The following is a 15,849-nucleotide window of genomic DNA, read 5'->3' on the forward strand; positions in this document are numbered from 1 at the left end:
GATGGCGACGCATCCATCTCTCGTACTGGCGGCCACGATCGCCCTGGCGGTCGTGCTTGCCGCCATTGCGATCGCCGATTTCCGCCGGCAGATCATTCCGGACGGGCTCAACCTGGCGCTGGCCGGCATCGGCCTTTGCTATCAGCTGGCGACGGACGCCAACGGTCTGTCGGTGCATCTCCTCTTCGCCGCCGCGACTTTCGCCGCTGCCTGGCTTTTGCGGCGCGGCCATTTCCTCATGACCGGCCGGATCGGCCTCGGCCTCGGCGACGTCAAGATGCTGGCGGCCGCCGCGTGCTGGATCAGCCCGCTGCTGTTGCCGGTGCTGCTGTTCATCGCCAGCGCCAGCGCTCTTTTGTTCGTCGGCGGGCAGGTTGTCGCGACGGGGCCGGCGGCAGCGCGGGCCCGCGTCGCCTTCGGCCCGTTTATCGCCATCGGCCTCGGTTCCAGCTGGGCGCTGGAGCAATTTGCAGGTCTAGACATGGGACTGCTCTGATGATGCGCTTTCTTCAGCCCTCCGAAAGATCTCAATGCCCCGAAGAATCGGGCCGCGCCAGAAAATCTGTCAGTGAACGCGATCATGGCGAAGGCGGCTTCACCCTGGTCGAGCTTCTGGTCGTGCTCGCCATCATCGCGCTGATCGCCACGTTGGCGGCACCGCAGGTGCTGCGCTATCTCGGCGCGGCCAGGACCAATGCGGCCAAGGCGCAGATCCGCAACATCGAAAGCGCGCTCGAACTCTACTATGTCGACAATGCGAAATACCCGACCGACGAAGAGGGGCTCAACGCCCTGGTCGCGCAGCCTGCCGGCGAAACGCGCTGGAACGGGCCTTACCTCAAGGGAAACACCGGCCTGAAGGATCCGTGGGGCAGGCCCTACACCTACGAAGTGAAGGCCGATGCCAGCGGCGTGGTCATCCGCAGCCTTGGCAAGGACGGCAAACCCGACGGAACCGGCGAAGACCAGGACGTCAGCAACTGACGGCGGCCGGAGAGCGCGCTCAATTCGTGCGCGGCGCCGGGGTGCCGGCCAGATCGAGGCGGGCAAAACCTCGCGATGAATAGGCGGCGCCATCACGCACCACCGAGAGGGTGAAGCGCACCGCGGCAGGCAGCCGCCGGGGTACATTCCAGCTGGGCAGCCACGATGGCGATGCCAGCGCACTGTCGAGATATTCGAATTTCAGCGCGCTCACACCGCCGATCAGCCGCACCGGTTCGCTCGACACCGATGCACCGGGCTTGCTGCCGCGCCGCGTTTTCTGGACGATGGCCAGGGCAGTTCCCGACTGGCCTCCATCGCCAAGCGACACGGCGATTTCGCGGAGTGCCGAGGATTTGAAGCCGATCGCCTGAACGGCATTGAACTCGATCCGGGCACCATCGCCGCTGAGATAGAGCACCTGGTCCGGCGACGATTTCGACAAGGGCAAGGACTCGGCGTGGCTGATCGCCGTCTCGAGAAACCGCGATGCGGCATCGACCTCCATCTGGAACTCGGTTACCTTTTCGATGCGCATCATCGTTCGCGCCTGGCCGAGAAAGACCATCATCAGCGATGTGATGACGCCGATCAGCGCCAGCCCCACCAACACGTCGATGAGCGCAAACCCCGCTGCCGATGCCTGGGGTTGCGGATGCGACTTGCCGTCCGGCAAAGCAGCGCCCGCAAGACGGCGGCGAACGGCGCGGGCCTTCCACCGAGCGCGGGAGAACGGCCAGCTCATGGCGCAGCCGGGCCTTGCGCCGGCACAAAGGTCAGGAACGGCCCGCTTGGAAACGCTCCACCCGGCTTCTCGATGAGAACGGCGGTCACCCTCGCCTTCGACACGTCTATCGTGCGGGTCTTCAGGGTCCAGCCGGGCTGTGCCGTGGTTTGCGCCCGGGCCTGGTAGTCGGCCAGCATCATGCGGACGGTTCTCGCCGCTTCGACCTGGCGTTTGGCCGCGGCAATGCTGCGGCTGGCCAGCACGATCGATTGGCTGGCGATGCCGAGCACGAGCGCCAGGATCGTCATGGCGACGATCATTTCCAGGATCGAGAATCCGTCTTCGGATGAAGATGGGAACGATGGCCCGGTCATGGCAGGGTTCGCCATGTCGAAAGCCCCGTCAGCCAGTTGACCGCGATGCGCGCGGTCCGGCCTTTTTGCTGCAAGGCGATGTCCATGCCGGAAGCGCTGCCGTCGGGAAGGAAGGTCAGCACTGTCTGCCGATCGGCGACGACCGTCTCCTGGCCGGTGATCACGGTCATTTTGACATCGTCCGGCAAGGCAAGACTGTCGCGTTCGCCGAAGCGGATGAGACGGCTGCCGAGATCGACAACGATCTGCTTCGGCCGGGCGGTGGCGATGGCCAATGTGCGCGACAGGCGCAGCCGCATGGTGATCTCGCCCGCCACCGTCTCCAGGCTCTTGGTGCGATAGTGGCTGACCAGCCCGGGTGCCGCGATGGCCGCGACAAGCGCCATGATCGCCAGCACCACCAGCATCTCGACCAGGGTGAATCCGGCCGTCGCATCCGCCTGTGTGTTGGCTTGTCGGGCGGTCATTGCAGCGCCAGATCGTTGATGCTGAGGATCGTCGTCATCACCGAAATGACCAGGCTGCCGACGAGAAAGCCGAGCGAGATGGTGAGCGCCGGCGTCAACAGCTTCAGCACGGTGTCGATGCGCCGCGTCAGCGTCAGCTGCAGCATCTTGGCGGCGCGATCCAGCACCACGGGAAGCGCATTGGCCTCTTCGCCAAGCGAGACCAGCGACATTGTCGCGTGGTCGAAAATCCCCGCCTTGACGATCGCGCCGTGCAGGCGGGCGCCGTTGGCGACGTTCTCCTCGATGGTGGCAAAACTCGCGGCCAATGAACTCTGCCTGGAGACATTGGCGGCGAGGCCAAGCGCCTCGGTCATCGCCACGCCATTGCCGAGCAGCAGCGCAAGCGTTTCGAGATAGCGCGCGACCACGGCATCCCTCACCAGCGCGCCGATGAGCGGGATCTTCAACAGCGAGTGCGAAAGCTGTCTCCTGGCGCCGGCGGAACGGGAGACCAGAAGGTAACAAAGCAGGCCGAGAACCGCCGCCAGCGGGAAAACGAAGGGGTAATCGCGGAACACGATGCCGAAGGTGGAAAGCATGGTCATGGTGAACGGTTTGGGGGCGGATGACCCTTCAAAGATCGGCTCCAGCGCCGGCACCAGGACCGTTGCCAGGATGACCAGCGCCCCGCTCATGACCAGCAGCAGGAAGGCCGGATAGGCCAGCGCCTCGCCAATTGCCGCGCGGCGCTTGGCTGTCGCCTCGAACGTATCCGCCAGCCGCTGGCAGATATAGGCCATCTTGCCGCTGCGCTCACCGCTGGCAAGCAGCGCGGCAATATCCGGGGTGATGCCCGGCAGGGCGGCAAAGGCCTCGGCGATCGGCCGGCCGCCGGTCGTCAGATCGAGCACCGCTTGCAGCTGCTGGCGCCTCTGCCGGTTGGCTTCGCCGGAGATGACCGCGCCCAAGGCACGGTCGACCGTGAAGCCGGCATTCAGAAGCACCGAAAGTTCGGAAAACAAGCGGCTGAGATCGACCTTGCGGGTCAGCGTCAGTGCGCTGCGCCCCGGCAGGCGAAGCTGCGGCCTTTCGCTGTTCGCAGGCGCGAGATGATAAGACCGGCGACCCTGCTGCGCCAATTTGCGCGCGGCGTCCTGTTTGGTCGACGCGTCGAGAACGCCGGCTTCCGTTGAGCCGTCGGCCAGGTAGGCGCGATAGGCGAAGGCCGGCATCAGTCACCTCCCGCGAGATCGATGACCCGGCGGACTTCGTCCATCGTGGTGACCTGCGATCGGGCAAGGGCGGTTGCGTGGACCGACATCGGCACGAGGTCATCCTCGGCGGCAATGCGGCCGATCTCCATTTCGCCAGCACCCTGGTCGATGAGCTCGGCGATGCGCGGCGACACCTGCAGCATTTCATAGGTCACCGTGCGGCCGCTGTAGCCGGAGCCGTTGCAGGTGCGGCAGGCCTGACCGGTCTGCTCCGCGCCGCGGCAGGTCGGGCAGACGCAGCGCAACAGCCGCTGCGCGATGACGCCGCGGATCGTCGCGCCGAGCAGATAGCCATCGATGCCCATGTCGCGCAGGCGCGTGAGGGCGCCTGCGGCACTGTTGGTGTGCAGCGTCGAGAACACGAGATGGCCGGTCAGCGCCGCCTGGACCGCGACCTGCGCCGTTTCGCGATCACGGATTTCACCGAGCAGGATGATGTCGGGATCCTGGCGCAGGATCGAACGCAAGGCGGCGGCGAAGTCGAGGTCGATCGCCGGATTGACCTGCAGCTGGGTGATGCCGGTCATGCGGTATTCGACCGGATCCTCGACCGTGAAAATCTTGACATCCGGCCGCGAGCGTTCGGCCAGGATGGAATAGAGCGTCGTCGTCTTGCCGCTGCCGGTCGGTCCGGTGATCAGCACGATGCCGTTGGCCGATTGCGACATGCTGCGGATCTTCGCTTGCGCGACGCCGTCGAAGCCGAGTTTCTCCAGCTTCAGTTCGACGCCGGCGCGATCAAGAATGCGCAGCACGATGGCCTCGCCGTGAATGGACGGAATGACCGAGACGCGCAGGTCGACATCCCTACCGCGCACGGCAATGCGCATGCGTCCGTCCTGCGGCAAGCGGCGTTCGGCGATGTTGAGCCGCGACAGGATCTTGATGCGGGTGGAGATGCCGGACAGCATCGCGATCGACGCGGTGTCGACGGTGGACAGCATGCCGTCATGCCTGAAGCGGATGCGGACATGGTCCTCGAGCGGCTCGATGTGAATGTCGGTGGCTCTCGCATCGACCGCCTTGTGGATGGTCTCGGCGACGAAACGCACGATCGGCGCCTCGCGGGCAAAATCCTTCAACCGCTCGAGGTCATCGGGGCCGAAATCCAGGGTTTCGCCGCTGCCGCCGCCATTCGAAACCGTCGCCAAGGCCGATTGCTCGATGCGATCGATGTGTTCGGCGATCAGGCGCCTTGGCAAGATGCGCAGCGCCAGTGTCCGCTCATAGTGGAAGGCCAGCGCGTCGATGGTGGCCGACGAGAAAGGATCGGCCACGGCGACGACCAGCCGCTCGGCGTCCATCTGCAGCGGCAGGATGGCGTTTTCCCTGAGATAGGCCAACGGCACGCTTGCCAGCATTTCGGGACTGACCTGTTCGGGGATCTCGACCGGCGTCGGCGCTTCGAGGTAGCGGCTGAGGCTGCTGGCAAGGTCCTGCTCGCCGATCAGCCCGAGTTCAGTCATCACCGTATCGAATGGGTGTCCCGATGTTCGCGATGCCCCCAGAGCGCGTTGGGCGGCATGCGCGGTCAACACTTTCTCGCCTTCGAGAAAGGCAAGAAACGCCTCTATCCCCTTCGTCTGCGCGGAAGCGTTCATGGGCTCCATCTCCGCAGGATCTGCGCTGCCTCAGTGCCGAAAAGCATCTCACAGTCGGCGGTGCCGGCGACTGGCGGAAAGGCGCCGGCTTCGATGGCCGGGCTCCGGGCGACGCGTGAGAAAGCCGCGCCTGTCGGAGATTTTTCGATGATGAACCCGGCCTCGCCCATAATCCCTGCGCCGTCCCGCCTCACCACCACGTCGACCGTGTAAGCCGATGGTTCGGCCGACGCATGAACGACCGCAGCGTCGGAGCCACTGGCAAGGGCCGCGCGAAGACGGCCTGGCGCGCGATCGGCGCTGATCGTGCCCCGCTTCGAGTTGACCGTGAAAACGGCATTCAGGTTCTGGAGTTGTATCGACGCAAGTGCCGAAAACTCCTGCAGTTCGGACACGGATTCGAACGGCGCCTGCTTGTCTTCGGCTGGCCCGACCGCGCTTCTCGACTGCGGCAAGCCGGCGAACAGCTTGGCGGTGTCGCGAAACCGGATGGCGGCCTTGGCCAGTTCATCCGATGGCTGCTGCTCGAAGCCGAGCGCCGCAAAGCCAAGCTCCAGCAGGCTCTCATCCGCGGCATTGAGGTCTATCAACCCGCCATGATCCTGGACGCGCACCGTGAAACCGAACTCTCCCGACCGGCATGATGTCGGCGTGGAATCCAGCGGAAACTTTTGCCCGCCTGAACCGCCGGTCAATGCGCTCGCGACCACATTGCCGAGCCCTTCGGCAAGCAGCGACAGGCGCTCCTGCTCGACCTCGTTGTTGGCGATCATCAGCCGCGTTTTCGCCGTCACGGCAAAGGGGACGACGATCGCCGAGACGATCAGCATGAACACCAGCACGGCAACCAGTGAAAAGCCGGCGCCTCCGCTGTCGTCCGCTGCGCTTTCATTGGCGCTGTCATGGGCGACGCGGTCGCTCATAGTTCCGGGGCATTCGGAGTTGGCGGGACATTCTTCCAGGGCGGATAAAGCGGGATGCGCGCCACCTTGCCATCCCGCTCCAGCACGGCTTGATCCTTGTCGATCGCCGACACCGTCCAGCCATCGACGGTCTCGCCATTGCCATACCAGACCGCGGTCCCGCTTCCGGCGACGCGCAGCAGCGCCTTCGCCGCTCCGCCGTGGATGCTAATGCCCAGCAGCGATGGCGCAACGGCCGGTGCGGCTTCGGGTGGCGGCGGCGCCGGCGCCGGCGCGACCGGGGCCACGGCAACCTCTACCGGCGGCGGCACGACCGGCGGGGGCACGAATTTACGGCGCGTCGGCGTGAATAGCGGACGCTGGAACGTCTCGCTGAAATCGCCGGCTTCGGGAAATTGCAGCGATCCCGCCACCGCGGCCGGTCCCCCGTCATGCCCCTTGCCGGAGGCGACCGGCGTGATGTCGACAGGCGTATCGTAGAGCGCGACATTGACCAAAGCGAGGGCCGCGATCACAGCCGCAATCGCCAGGACTGCGAATTTCCCGGTCATGGTTTGACCCCGGCGGGCGCCATCTGCGTTTGCAGCGGCCCGTAAAACAGGATCTCGGCAAAAAGCTCGGGATCGCCGGTCCGCCCCGCCGCGGGCCTGACGTCGGTCGTGCGCAAGGTGGCCTCGCGAATGAACAGCACCGGCAGCGACGTCTCAATGGCGAGGATAGCGTTGTGGATGCCTTCCAGCGGCCCCGAAAGATTGGCCCGCAGCCCGATGAAATCGACGCCGGCTTCGCTGAGCACCGGCGCATTGCCGGCTGACAGGACGCTGACCCCATTGGCGGCGGCAATCGCGTTCAGGCGGGTCTGCAGCCCGCCGCGGATGATCGCTTCGCTGCCACCGGTCAGAAATTCGGGATTGGCGGTGGCTTGCGGACTGGCGGCGCTGTCGAGGCGCTTTGCCAGGGCAGCCACGCTCTGCAGTTGGCCGAGAAGCTCGCGTTTTTCCTCGATCCCGGCTTGCGCCGAGGCGACGCTGTCGAACGCCGCGAACACCACCCAGGCAAGCACACAGGCCGTGACCACGGCGATGGCGAGCGCAATCAGGCGGCGGATCGTCGGCCTCGTGTTGAGGATGGCGGAGAGCATCGTCAGAGCGCTCCGATCTTTGCCGAAATGGTGAAGTGCTCGCCGTCCTGACCGGGAACCTTGACCACCGGTGACGCGAATTCAGGCGCCGAAAACAGCGGCGAGGCGTCGATCGGCTGGATCAGTTCGGCGGCCGAAGTGGAAAAGCCAGAAATGGTCAGGTCGTCGCCCTTGGCCGAGAGATCGGTCAACCATGCCGTGTCGGGCAGCAGATGCGTCAGCTCGGCCCAGACGCGCACCAGCGACGCCGTCGTCTTCTTTTCCTGACGGATCTTTTCGATCCGCTCGATGCCGGCCTGGCGCTTCTGCAGCGAGGTGCGCGCCGCCTTGGCCAGCACCTGTGCATCGGCGATCTGCGTGTCCAGTTCGGCCTCGGCCTGCCAGGCGCGCCAATGCGCATGCGCGAAGGTCACCAGCACCGCCCCGGCCAGCACCGAAATGGCCGTAATCCAGGCGGTCCGGGCACGCCGGTCACGCGCCGTCGGCGGCCAGATGGCGGCAAGGCTAAGCGGATCGGCGCGCAGCGCGCCAGCAGGCCGCGACAGCGACAGGCAGCGGACCGAGCCGCCGGCGCGGCGCACCGCGTCCAGCACGGCGGCGAGCGTCTTGGCCTTGACGACATGGTAGGCGCTGTCCTGCTCCGCCGCCGCTGCGAAGATGACATGCACCTGCGCCGGGTCGATCGGCGTCGTGGCCAGAAGGTCGAGTTCGGCCATGTCGCGCGCCTGCCGCAGCGGCAGCCGGCGCGCCGCCAGTTGGCGGGTCAGGACCAGGCCGGGCTGGACCCCGATATCGAAGCTCGGCCGCCTGCGCCGGGCTCCGCCCTGGAGCAGTGCCAGGATCTCGTCCGAAGAAGCGGTGAGCGCCAGCGGGATCGACTGGAACTCCGGCGCATTGGCCTCGCGCACGCGAATGCCGTCATCCGCCAGGCTGACGATCCAATCGGCGGTGGAAGCCTGTTCTTTCTTGGGTACAACCCGCGTCCAGACCCCTCGCAGCTCATCGAGCCACCAGTCGAAAAAATCCAGAAATTGCGCGTTGAGTGTCGCCACAATCAACCACCCGCCGCCCCGGCTGATTCTCGGCCGGGGTTTTCAGGCTGAGACTACTACAGATGGTGGCGTGGTGCGGATATTTGCGGGGGTGTGGGTAAGGGATTAGCCACAGCTTTTGTTGGAGTGCCACTCACACATGCGGAGGCTGTCCGTTGCGGAGCGTGTCTCATAAGGCTGACAGGATGAATGAGAGATAGCGCGAAGTTATGTGTCTTCCATCGAGCAGGATCGTCTCGCGACCCGCAAAGACCTGTTCGGACGATCAGAGCGAGTCGTAGACGGCGTCGATCAACAGCTTGCGGCGTGGGTCCAAATCGTCGAAACCCAGCATGCGGTTGGTGACATAGCCGAACCCGACGCCGGCGCCGGGATCGGCAAAGCCGATCGCGCCGCCCCAGCCGGTGTGGCCGAACGTCTGCGGCGACGCGCGGCCGGCATAGACCGGATCCTCGATCTGATAGCCGGCGGAAAAGGCCGTTGGAACCGCGAAGCTGTCATCCATGCCGCGAAAGCGCAGGTGCGTTGCTTCCTCGATCGCCGCGCGGCCGATCAGAGCTTTGCCCTCCCAGACCCCGCCTGCTGCCATCATGCCGTAGATACGTGCCAGGGCATGCGCCGTCGACTGGCCATTGCCGCCCGGCACTTCAGCCGCGCGCCAGACGCGATCGTTGGGGGCCAATGCACGGGGTGCCGGATTGTCGCTTGCGTGGGGAAATGGCGAAGCGCGGACAAACTCGACCCAGTCGGAAGTCCCGGGACCCTCGATCATCTCGGCGACCCTGGAATCCTCGCGGTCCGGCAGACCGACATGAAAGTCGGCTCCGAGCGGGCCTGCGATCTCTTCCGCGATGAAGCGGCCGATGCTTCGCCCGTCGACGCGGCGCAGCACTTCACCGGTAACGTGGCCATAGGTCAGGGCGTGATAGATACAGCGGCTGCCGGGCTCCCATAGCGGCGACATGGCCTGCAGCGCGTCGACAAAAGGCGTCCACGCGAACATTCCTGCTTCGTCCATCGGCACGGCAAGACCATTCAGCCCGGCCTGGTGCGACATCAGCTGATCGAGCGTGATGCGCTCCTTGCCGCCGGCGGCGAATTCCGGCCAATAGCAGACGATGGGCGCGGCATAGTCCAGCCTGCCGCGCTCCACCAGCATGGCGATCGCCAGCGCCACGACGCCCTTGGTGGAGGACCAGACATTGATCAGCGTGTCCTGCCGCCAAGGGCGGGTTCGCGCGGCATCCGCGTGGCCGCCCCACAGGTCGACGACGGCCTTGCCGTGGACGACGACGGATACGCCACCGCCATGGTCCAGCCCTTGGGCGAAACACGCAGCGAATGCCTCGCGGACGGCGGCAAAGCGCGGATCGCAGATACCCTCTATGTTCATGCGCGAATTCTCATCCAATATCATCTCAAGACCTATGACAGGCCGGGCCGCTGAAGCAAGCGGCCAGCACAGCATGAATAGAATTCACATCCCCCAGACCACCGCCTGCTCATGGCGCTTGATCAGGTGCTTGAGGTTGTCGAAGCTCTGGCGGATGTGTTTGGCGAAGGCATCGACGGCCGGTGCGCGCGGCGTGTCGGCGCGCCTCAGCAGGCCGAGCGCCCGCTCGGGATGCGGAATGGCCACAGGTAGCGCCGTGATCGACTTGTCCTTGCGAAAGGCAAAGACCACGCTGTGCGGCAAAACCGTCAGCGCATCGGTCTCCTTCATGTAGTTGACGGCGCTGGTCAGTGATCCGCCGGAATAGCGGATCTTGATCTCGGTGGCGCCGAGCGACAACAGCAGGCTGCGCAGATCCTCCAGCAGCGGGCTGCCGGGCGGTGGCGCGATCCAGGGGTAGTCGAGCAGGTCGCTGGTCCTGAGCTTGCGCCGCAACAACAATGGATGCGTCGCGCGGCAGGCAACGACATTGCGCCCGGGCAGGATCTCACGGAACTCCATGCCGGACCCCTCCTCCAATATGTCGATCGGACAAACGGCAAGGTCGATGCGGTCGGCGTTGATGGCGGCGCGCAGGTCCGAGAGATAGCCATAACTCTGGTCGACACGCACATCGGGATAGGCGTTCTGGAAGTCGGCGATCATGCCGGAGATCAGCGCATCCATGAAAAACGGCGTGCCGCCAACCCGCACCACGCCGGAGCGGCCCTGGCTGAAATTGGCGACGATGTCGGAGGCCTTGCGCGAGGCCGTCAGCATCACCTGGCCATGATCGGCGAGCGCCTTGCCGAGCGGCGTCGGCTGCAACGGTCGGCGGCCTTTCAGGAACAATGGTTCGCCCAGCCGCTTTTCCAGCATCGACAGCGTGCGCGACACGGCCGGCTGCGACAGGCCGATGAGCGCGGCGCCTTCGGTGACGCCGCCCGCCTGCACCACCGCGGCCAGCTGGATCAAATGCCTCTCGTCGAGCTTCATAACGATATGGTATATTAAATCGGGTAGAAATCATCATCTTTGTCTTTGGCCCGCGTTAATGTCCCCCGGTGAGATGAAACCGGGGAGGAACATGTCACAGACTGGCATCCCGTCATTCAGCGAGGCCAACTCCACCGAGATGGTCGCCCAGCGCCTGCTCAAGGCGAAGGCCGGGCCGCTGCCACGTTTTCTCGCTGTTGTCGTCGACCACCTCCATCAGATCGTCAGGGAAACCCGACCGACCGCGGCGGACTGGCGCCAGACCATCGCCTTCCTCACCGAAATCGGTCATGCCAGCGACGACAAAAGGCAGGAATGGGTGCTGCTGTCGGACCTGCTCGGCGTCACCGCGCTGGTCGAGGACATAAATTCCCGCCGCCCGAACGGCGCGACGCCAAACACCGGGCGCGGGCCCTTCTATCGCTCTGATGCGCCAAAGCTGCCGCACGGCGCCGACATTTCGCTCGATGGCATCGGCGCGCCGCTCACCGTGTCGGGGCGGGTGACAGATCTCGACGGCATGCCAATAGCGGGGGCGGCGGTAGAGACCTGGCAAGCCAACGCGCAAGGTTTTTACGAGAACCAGCAGCCCGACCTGCAGCCGGAATTCAACCTGCGTGGCGTCTTCACCACCGACAGAGACGGCCGTTTCCATTACCGCACCGTCAAGCCCGCCGGCTATGGCGTGCCGGACGATGGACCTGTCGGACAGATGCTCGGCCGCCTGAACTATCCGCTCAGCCGGCCGGCACATGTCCACTTCCTGATCCGCGCCGACAATTTCGAGACTCTGACCACGCAGGTGTTCGATCGTGCCGACCCGCGCCTCGACGAGGACGCGCTGTTCGGCGTCAGGCCGGAACTGGTCGGCGACTTCAAGCGCTCGAGCACTGGCGATGGCTGGTCGCTCGACTACAGCTTCGTCATGGCGATGGCGCGCAAGGGGGCGGCATGACAAGAACCTTCACCTATTCCGGCAGCCCGGCGCACATCGTCTTCGGCAATGGCGCCTCCTCGCAGGTCGGCACCTGGATCGAAAAGCTCGGCTGCAGACGCGCACTGGTGCTGTCGACGCCGCATCAGGCGGGCGATGGCGAGGCGCTGGCGAAGCGGCTTGGATCGCTTGCGGCCGGCACTTTCCCGGGTGCCGCCATGCACACCCCGGTCGAGGTGACCGAGGCGGCGATGCGCAAGGCAACGGAGGTCGGCGCCGACTGCGTCGTCGCGCTTGGCGGCGGTTCGACCACCGGTCTCGGCAAGGCGATCGCCTGGCGTACCGACCTGCCGCAGATCGTCGTCCCGACCACCTATGCCGGCTCGGAAGTGACGCCGATCCTGGGCCAGACCGAGCATGGCGAAAAGACCACGGTGCGCGATGCAAAGATTCTGCCGGAAGTGGTGATCTACGATCCCGAGCTGACCATCGGCCTGCCGGTGGCGATGAGCGTCACTTCAGGCCTCAATGCCATGGCGCATGCGGCGGAAGCGCTTTACGCCCAGGATCGCAACCCGATCTCGACGCTGATGGCAACCGAGGGACTGCGTGCCCTGAAGGCGGCGCTCCCGGTGCTGGTGAAAGAGCCCAGGAATCTCGAGGCCCGCGGCGACGCGCTCTACGGCGCCTGGCTGTGCGGCACGGTGCTCGGCACCGTCGGCATGGCGCTGCATCACAAGATCTGCCACACGCTGGGCGGCTCCTTCGATATGCCGCATGCCGAGACCCATGCGGTGATGCTGCCGCACACGATCGGCTTCAACGCCGTCGCCGTGCCCGAATTGCTCAAGCCGCTCGCCGATCTGTTTGGCGGCAGCGCCGGCGGCGGTCTCCACGATTTCGCGAAGTCAGTCGGTGCGCCGCTCACGCTCAGGGAACTCGGCCTCAAACAGGACGATCTCGACCGCGCCGCCGAGATCGCGACGAAGAACCCGTACTGGAACCCGCGGCCTTTCGACCGCGCCGCAATCCGCGCCCTGTTGCAGGACGCGTGGGAGGGAAGACGACCACAGGACTGACGGCAACACAGGGAGGAAACAACAGTGATTACCAGACGTGAATTCATCCGGAATACGGCAGCCACCGGCCTGCTTGCCGGCACATCGGGTCTTGCCATGCCGGCGATCGCGCAGAATGCGCCGATCAAGCTCGGCTATGTCAGCCCGCAATCCGGCCCACTCGCCGCCTTCGCCGAGGCCGACAAGTTCATCATCGACGGGTTCCTGGCCGCCACCAAGGCCGTCGGCCTCAACTACGAGGTCGTGGTCAAGGACAGCCAGTCCAATCCCAACCGCGCGGCGGAAGTCGCCAAGGAATTGATCGTCAACGACAAAGTCAATCTGATGCTTGTCGCCTCGACGCCTGAGACCACCAACCCGGTCGCCACCACCTGCGAGGCCGAGGAAATGCCATGCCTGTCGACCGTTGCGCCCTGGCAGCCCTGGTTCATCGGCCAGCAAGGCAATCCCGGCGATCCCGCTTCGTGGAAGCCGTTCAACTACGCCTACCATTTCTTCTGGGGGCTGGAAGACGTCATAGCCGTCTTCACCAACATGTGGGCGCAGGTCGAGACCAACAAGAAGGTTGGCGGCCTCTTCCCCAATGATGGTGACGGCAATGCCTGGGGTGACGGCACGGTCGGCTTCCCGCCGGTGCTGGCCAAGGGCGGCTACGGGCTGACCGATACCGGCCGCTACCAGAACCTGACCGACGATTTTTCCGCACAGATCAACGCCTTCAAGGGCGCGTCATGCGAAATCATCACCGGCGTGATGATCCCGCCTGATTTCACCACCTTCTGGAACCAGGCCAAGCAGCAGGGCTTTGCGCCCAAGGTGGCGTCGATCGGCAAGGCGCTGCTGTTCCCGCAATCGGTCGAGGCGCTCGGCAAATCCGGTCACAATCTATCGTCGGAGGTCTGGTGGACGCCGAACCACCCGTTCAAATCGTCGCTGACCGGCGAGAGCTCGGCACAGGTGGCGCAAGGCTTCACCAAGGCCACCGGCCGCCAGTGGACGCAGCCGATCGGTTTTGTCCACGCGCTGTTCGAGATTGCGGTGGATGTGATGAAGCGGGCTGGCGAGGCCGGCGACGGCGACAAGGTGGCGGCGGCGATCGCCGAGACCAAGCTCGACACGCTGGTTGGACCGATCGCCTGGGACGGCGCCAAGCTGCCGCCCTTTGCCGCCAAGAACATCGCCAAGACGCCGCTGGTCGGCGGCCAGTGGCGGCTGAAGGATGGTGGCGGCTATGACCTCGTCATCACCGACAACAAGACCGCGCCCAACATCCCGACCGGCGGCAAGATGGAAGCCATCGGATGAGCGGTACCTCGCACCTTTCCTTCTCCCCGTTCACGGGGAGAAGGTGGCCCGAAGGGTCGGATGAGGGGCAGCGCCAAGTTCGGCAAGGCTGGCTCCGCCCCTCATCTGCCTGCCGGCATCTCTCCCCGTGAACGGGGAGAAGAGAGGCTAGCCATGCCCATCCTCGCCCTCTTCAACATCTCGAAACGCTTCGGCGCGCTCACCGTCGCCGACGCGGTTTCGTTCGAGCTGCGACAGGGCGAGGCGCTAGGCATCATCGGTCCGAACGGGGCCGGCAAATCGACGCTGTTCAACCTGATCACCGGCAACATATCAGCCGATGCCGGCACCATCGTCTTCGATGGCCGCGACGTGACAAAGCTGCCGCCAATGCAGCGTTGCTTTGCCGGCGTCGGCCGCTCCTTCCAGATCCCGCAACCGTTTGAGAAGCTGACCGTGTTCGAGAACCTGCTGGTCGCCGGGGCCTTCGGGGCGAGGAAGACGGAGGCCGAGGTCGGTGACCGCTGCGCCGAGATTCTGGTCGAGACCGGGTTGATCGACCGCGCCAACCATCCGGCCGGAGGCCTCAGCCTGCTGCAGCGCAAGCGGCTTGAGCTTGCCCGCGCCCTGGCGACCGAACCCAGGCTGCTGCTGCTGGACGAGATCGCCGGTGGCCTGACCGAAGGCGAATGCGGCATGCTGGTCGACACCATCCGTGCCATCCACAGAGGCGGCATGTCGATCATCTGGATCGAGCATGTGCTGCACGCGCTGAACTCGGTGGTCGAACGGCTGCTGGTGCTGAATTTCGGCAGGGTTATCGGCATGGGTGCGCCCGATGCCGTCATGGCGTCGCGCGAGGTCCGCGAAATCTATCTCGGGATCGAAGTCTGATGGCGCTGCTCGAGACCAGAAACCTCATCGCGCGCTATGGCGACTTCCAGGCACTGTTCGGCGTCGATATCGCACTGGAGCAGGGCGAGACCGTTGCCATCATCGGCGCCAACGGCGCCGGCAAGACGACGCTGATGCGCTCGATATCAGGCATATTGGCCAACCAGCCTGATGCTGTGTTGTTCGATGGCGAAAAGATCGGCGCCCTGCCGGCGCCCGATATCGTCGCGCGCGGCATCGCCATGGTGCCGGAGGGGCGAAAACTGTTTCCCTCGCTCAGCGTCGAGGAGAACCTTCTCATTGGCCGCTATGGCCGCACGGTCGAGGGCCATTGGAATCTTCAGACTGTCTACGAGCTGTTTCCGATCCTCAGGGAGAGACACGCCAATCCGGGCACGGCTCTGTCCGGCGGCCAGCAGCAGATGGTGGCGATCGGCCGCGCGCTGATGTCCAATCCGCGCGTGCTCTTGTGTGATGAGATCAGTCTTGGCCTGGCGCCGGTCGTCATCAGGGATATCTACGCCGCCTTTCCGCGCATCCGCGCAGCCGGCGCTTCTATCGTCGTGGTCGAGCAGGATATCGGCCAGGCGCTGAAGGTCGCCGACCGCGTCTACTGCATGATGGAAGGCCGCATCACGCTCTCCGGTGCGCCGTCAGATCTGACACGCGAAAAGATCCACGCCGCGTATTTCGGGGTGGCCTGAC

Annotated in this window: 18 protein-coding genes; 7 read left to right on the forward strand and 11 right to left on the reverse strand. The window is 65.1% G+C overall.

Annotated features, from left to right (window positions below; genetic code table 11):
* Position 1: 1 nt before the first annotated feature.
* Both CKW40_RS00865 and gspG read left to right on the forward strand, forming a co-directional pair.
* Positions 2-496 (forward strand): prepilin peptidase, encoded by a 495-nt coding sequence (locus CKW40_RS00865; RefSeq protein WP_095198071.1) that lies wholly within the window; start codon positions 2-4, stop codon positions 494-496.
* Positions 496-984 carry a type II secretion system major pseudopilin GspG gene (gene gspG / locus CKW40_RS00870; RefSeq protein ID WP_095198072.1) on the forward strand — a complete coding sequence of 163 codons (489 nt, stop codon included), beginning with the start codon at positions 496-498 and terminating at the stop codon, positions 982-984. Before CKW40_RS00865 ends, gspG begins: the two co-directional genes overlap by 1 nt.
* A gap of 19 nt (positions 985-1,003) precedes the next feature.
* Here the strand turns inward: gspG and CKW40_RS00875 are convergent, their stop codons facing one another.
* The 11 genes from CKW40_RS00875 to CKW40_RS00925 form a co-directional block, all read right to left on the reverse strand.
* Positions 1,004-1,729, reverse strand: a complete 726-nt coding sequence (locus tag CKW40_RS00875; RefSeq protein WP_095198073.1) for a general secretion pathway protein GspJ — start codon at positions 1,727-1,729, stop codon at positions 1,004-1,006.
* On the reverse strand, positions 1,726-2,085 hold the full coding sequence (locus tag CKW40_RS00880) for a PulJ/GspJ family protein (protein WP_095198074.1): 360 nt from the start codon (positions 2,083-2,085) through the stop codon (positions 1,726-1,728). Before CKW40_RS00880 ends, CKW40_RS00875 begins: the two co-directional genes overlap by 4 nt.
* Positions 2,082-2,552 (reverse strand): prepilin-type N-terminal cleavage/methylation domain-containing protein, encoded by a 471-nt coding sequence (locus tag CKW40_RS00885; RefSeq protein WP_095198075.1) that lies wholly within the window; start codon positions 2,550-2,552, stop codon positions 2,082-2,084. Before CKW40_RS00885 ends, CKW40_RS00880 begins: the two co-directional genes overlap by 4 nt.
* The gene (locus tag CKW40_RS00890; protein ID WP_095198076.1) at positions 2,549-3,766 is read right to left on the reverse strand and encodes a type II secretion system F family protein; all 1,218 of its coding nucleotides are present in this window, start codon (positions 3,764-3,766) and stop codon (positions 2,549-2,551) included. Before CKW40_RS00890 ends, CKW40_RS00885 begins: the two co-directional genes overlap by 4 nt.
* Positions 3,766-5,409 carry a GspE/PulE family protein gene (locus CKW40_RS00895; protein ID WP_095198468.1) on the reverse strand — a complete coding sequence of 548 codons (1,644 nt, stop codon included), beginning with the start codon at positions 5,407-5,409 and terminating at the stop codon, positions 3,766-3,768. Before CKW40_RS00895 ends, CKW40_RS00890 begins: the two co-directional genes overlap by 1 nt.
* Entirely contained in the window at positions 5,406-6,332 is a 927-nt protein-coding gene (locus CKW40_RS00900; RefSeq protein ID WP_095198077.1) for a hypothetical protein, read from the reverse strand. The genes CKW40_RS00895 and CKW40_RS00900 overlap by 4 nt, the downstream gene beginning before the upstream one ends.
* Positions 6,329-6,883, reverse strand: coding sequence for a hypothetical protein (locus tag CKW40_RS00905; protein ID WP_095198078.1), 555 nt, complete (start codon positions 6,881-6,883; stop codon positions 6,329-6,331). The genes CKW40_RS00900 and CKW40_RS00905 overlap by 4 nt, the downstream gene beginning before the upstream one ends.
* Entirely contained in the window at positions 6,880-7,473 is a 594-nt protein-coding gene (gspM, locus tag CKW40_RS00910) for a type II secretion system protein GspM (RefSeq protein WP_095198079.1), read from the reverse strand. Before gspM ends, CKW40_RS00905 begins: the two co-directional genes overlap by 4 nt.
* A 2-nt stretch (positions 7,474-7,475) precedes the next feature.
* Positions 7,476-8,525, reverse strand: coding sequence for a PilN domain-containing protein (locus CKW40_RS00915; protein WP_095198469.1), 1,050 nt, complete (start codon positions 8,523-8,525; stop codon positions 7,476-7,478).
* A 265-nt stretch (positions 8,526-8,790) separates the two neighbouring features.
* The gene (locus tag CKW40_RS00920; RefSeq protein WP_095198470.1) at positions 8,791-9,918 is read right to left on the reverse strand and encodes a serine hydrolase domain-containing protein; all 1,128 of its coding nucleotides are present in this window, start codon (positions 9,916-9,918) and stop codon (positions 8,791-8,793) included.
* A gap of 84 nt (positions 9,919-10,002) precedes the next feature.
* A complete protein-coding gene (locus tag CKW40_RS00925; protein ID WP_095198080.1) occupies positions 10,003-10,953 on the reverse strand; it encodes a LysR family transcriptional regulator in 951 nt (316 codons plus the stop codon).
* A gap of 91 nt (positions 10,954-11,044) precedes the next feature.
* On the opposite strand from CKW40_RS00925, the gene CKW40_RS00930 reads away from it, so the two are divergent.
* The 5 genes from CKW40_RS00930 to CKW40_RS00950 all read left to right on the forward strand — a co-directional run bounded on the left by CKW40_RS00930 (position 11,045) and on the right by CKW40_RS00950 (position 15,848).
* Complete coding sequence (locus tag CKW40_RS00930) at positions 11,045-11,908, forward strand: dioxygenase family protein (RefSeq protein ID WP_095198081.1); 864 nt, start codon at positions 11,045-11,047, stop codon at positions 11,906-11,908.
* Positions 11,905-12,966, forward strand: coding sequence for a maleylacetate reductase (locus tag CKW40_RS00935; RefSeq protein ID WP_095198082.1), 1,062 nt, complete (start codon positions 11,905-11,907; stop codon positions 12,964-12,966). The genes CKW40_RS00930 and CKW40_RS00935 overlap by 4 nt, the downstream gene beginning before the upstream one ends.
* Positions 12,967-12,990: 24 nt before the next feature.
* A complete protein-coding gene (locus tag CKW40_RS00940) occupies positions 12,991-14,271 on the forward strand; it encodes an ABC transporter substrate-binding protein (RefSeq protein ID WP_095198083.1) in 1,281 nt (426 codons plus the stop codon).
* 153 nt (positions 14,272-14,424) lie between these two features.
* Positions 14,425-15,144, forward strand: a complete 720-nt coding sequence (locus CKW40_RS00945) for an ABC transporter ATP-binding protein (protein ID WP_095198084.1) — start codon at positions 14,425-14,427, stop codon at positions 15,142-15,144.
* Positions 15,144-15,848: an ABC transporter ATP-binding protein gene (locus CKW40_RS00950; protein WP_095198085.1), complete on the forward strand. Its 705-nt coding sequence runs from the start codon at positions 15,144-15,146 to the stop codon at positions 15,846-15,848. Before CKW40_RS00945 ends, CKW40_RS00950 begins: the two co-directional genes overlap by 1 nt.
* Position 15,849 lies beyond the last annotated feature (1 nt).

The organism is Mesorhizobium carmichaelinearum, from assembly GCF_900199455.1.
GTDB lineage: Bacteria > Pseudomonadota > Alphaproteobacteria > Rhizobiales > Rhizobiaceae > Mesorhizobium > Mesorhizobium carmichaelinearum.

Coding starts and splice junctions, on each gene's coding strand:
- CKW40_RS00885 (WP_095198075.1), bottom strand. CDS start 2,552: ATGACCGCCCGACAAGCCAACACACAGGCGGATGCGACGGCCGGATTC.
- CKW40_RS00875 (WP_095198073.1), bottom strand. CDS start 1,729: ATGAGCTGGCCGTTCTCCCGCGCTCGGTGGAAGGCCCGCGCCGTTCGC.
- gspG (WP_095198072.1), top strand. CDS start 496: ATGATGCGCTTTCTTCAGCCCTCCGAAAGATCTCAATGCCCCGAAGAA.
- CKW40_RS00890 (WP_095198076.1), bottom strand. CDS start 3,766: ATGCCGGCCTTCGCCTATCGCGCCTACCTGGCCGACGGCTCAACGGAA.
- CKW40_RS00900 (WP_095198077.1), bottom strand. CDS start 6,332: ATGAGCGACCGCGTCGCCCATGACAGCGCCAATGAAAGCGCAGCGGAC.
- CKW40_RS00920 (WP_095198470.1), bottom strand. CDS start 9,918: ATGAACATAGAGGGTATCTGCGATCCGCGCTTTGCCGCCGTCCGCGAG.
- CKW40_RS00865 (WP_095198071.1), top strand. CDS start 2: ATGGCGACGCATCCATCTCTCGTACTGGCGGCCACGATCGCCCTGGCG.
- CKW40_RS00935 (WP_095198082.1), top strand. CDS start 11,905: ATGACAAGAACCTTCACCTATTCCGGCAGCCCGGCGCACATCGTCTTC.
- CKW40_RS00905 (WP_095198078.1), bottom strand. CDS start 6,883: ATGACCGGGAAATTCGCAGTCCTGGCGATTGCGGCTGTGATCGCGGCC.
- CKW40_RS00880 (WP_095198074.1), bottom strand. CDS start 2,085: ATGACCGGGCCATCGTTCCCATCTTCATCCGAAGACGGATTCTCGATC.
- CKW40_RS00925 (WP_095198080.1), bottom strand. CDS start 10,953: ATGAAGCTCGACGAGAGGCATTTGATCCAGCTGGCCGCGGTGGTGCAG.
- gspM (WP_095198079.1), bottom strand. CDS start 7,473: ATGCTCTCCGCCATCCTCAACACGAGGCCGACGATCCGCCGCCTGATT.
- CKW40_RS00945 (WP_095198084.1), top strand. CDS start 14,425: ATGCCCATCCTCGCCCTCTTCAACATCTCGAAACGCTTCGGCGCGCTC.
- CKW40_RS00895 (WP_095198468.1), bottom strand. CDS start 5,409: ATGAACGCTTCCGCGCAGACGAAGGGGATAGAGGCGTTTCTTGCCTTT.
- CKW40_RS00930 (WP_095198081.1), top strand. CDS start 11,045: ATGTCACAGACTGGCATCCCGTCATTCAGCGAGGCCAACTCCACCGAG.
- CKW40_RS00950 (WP_095198085.1), top strand. CDS start 15,144: ATGGCGCTGCTCGAGACCAGAAACCTCATCGCGCGCTATGGCGACTTC.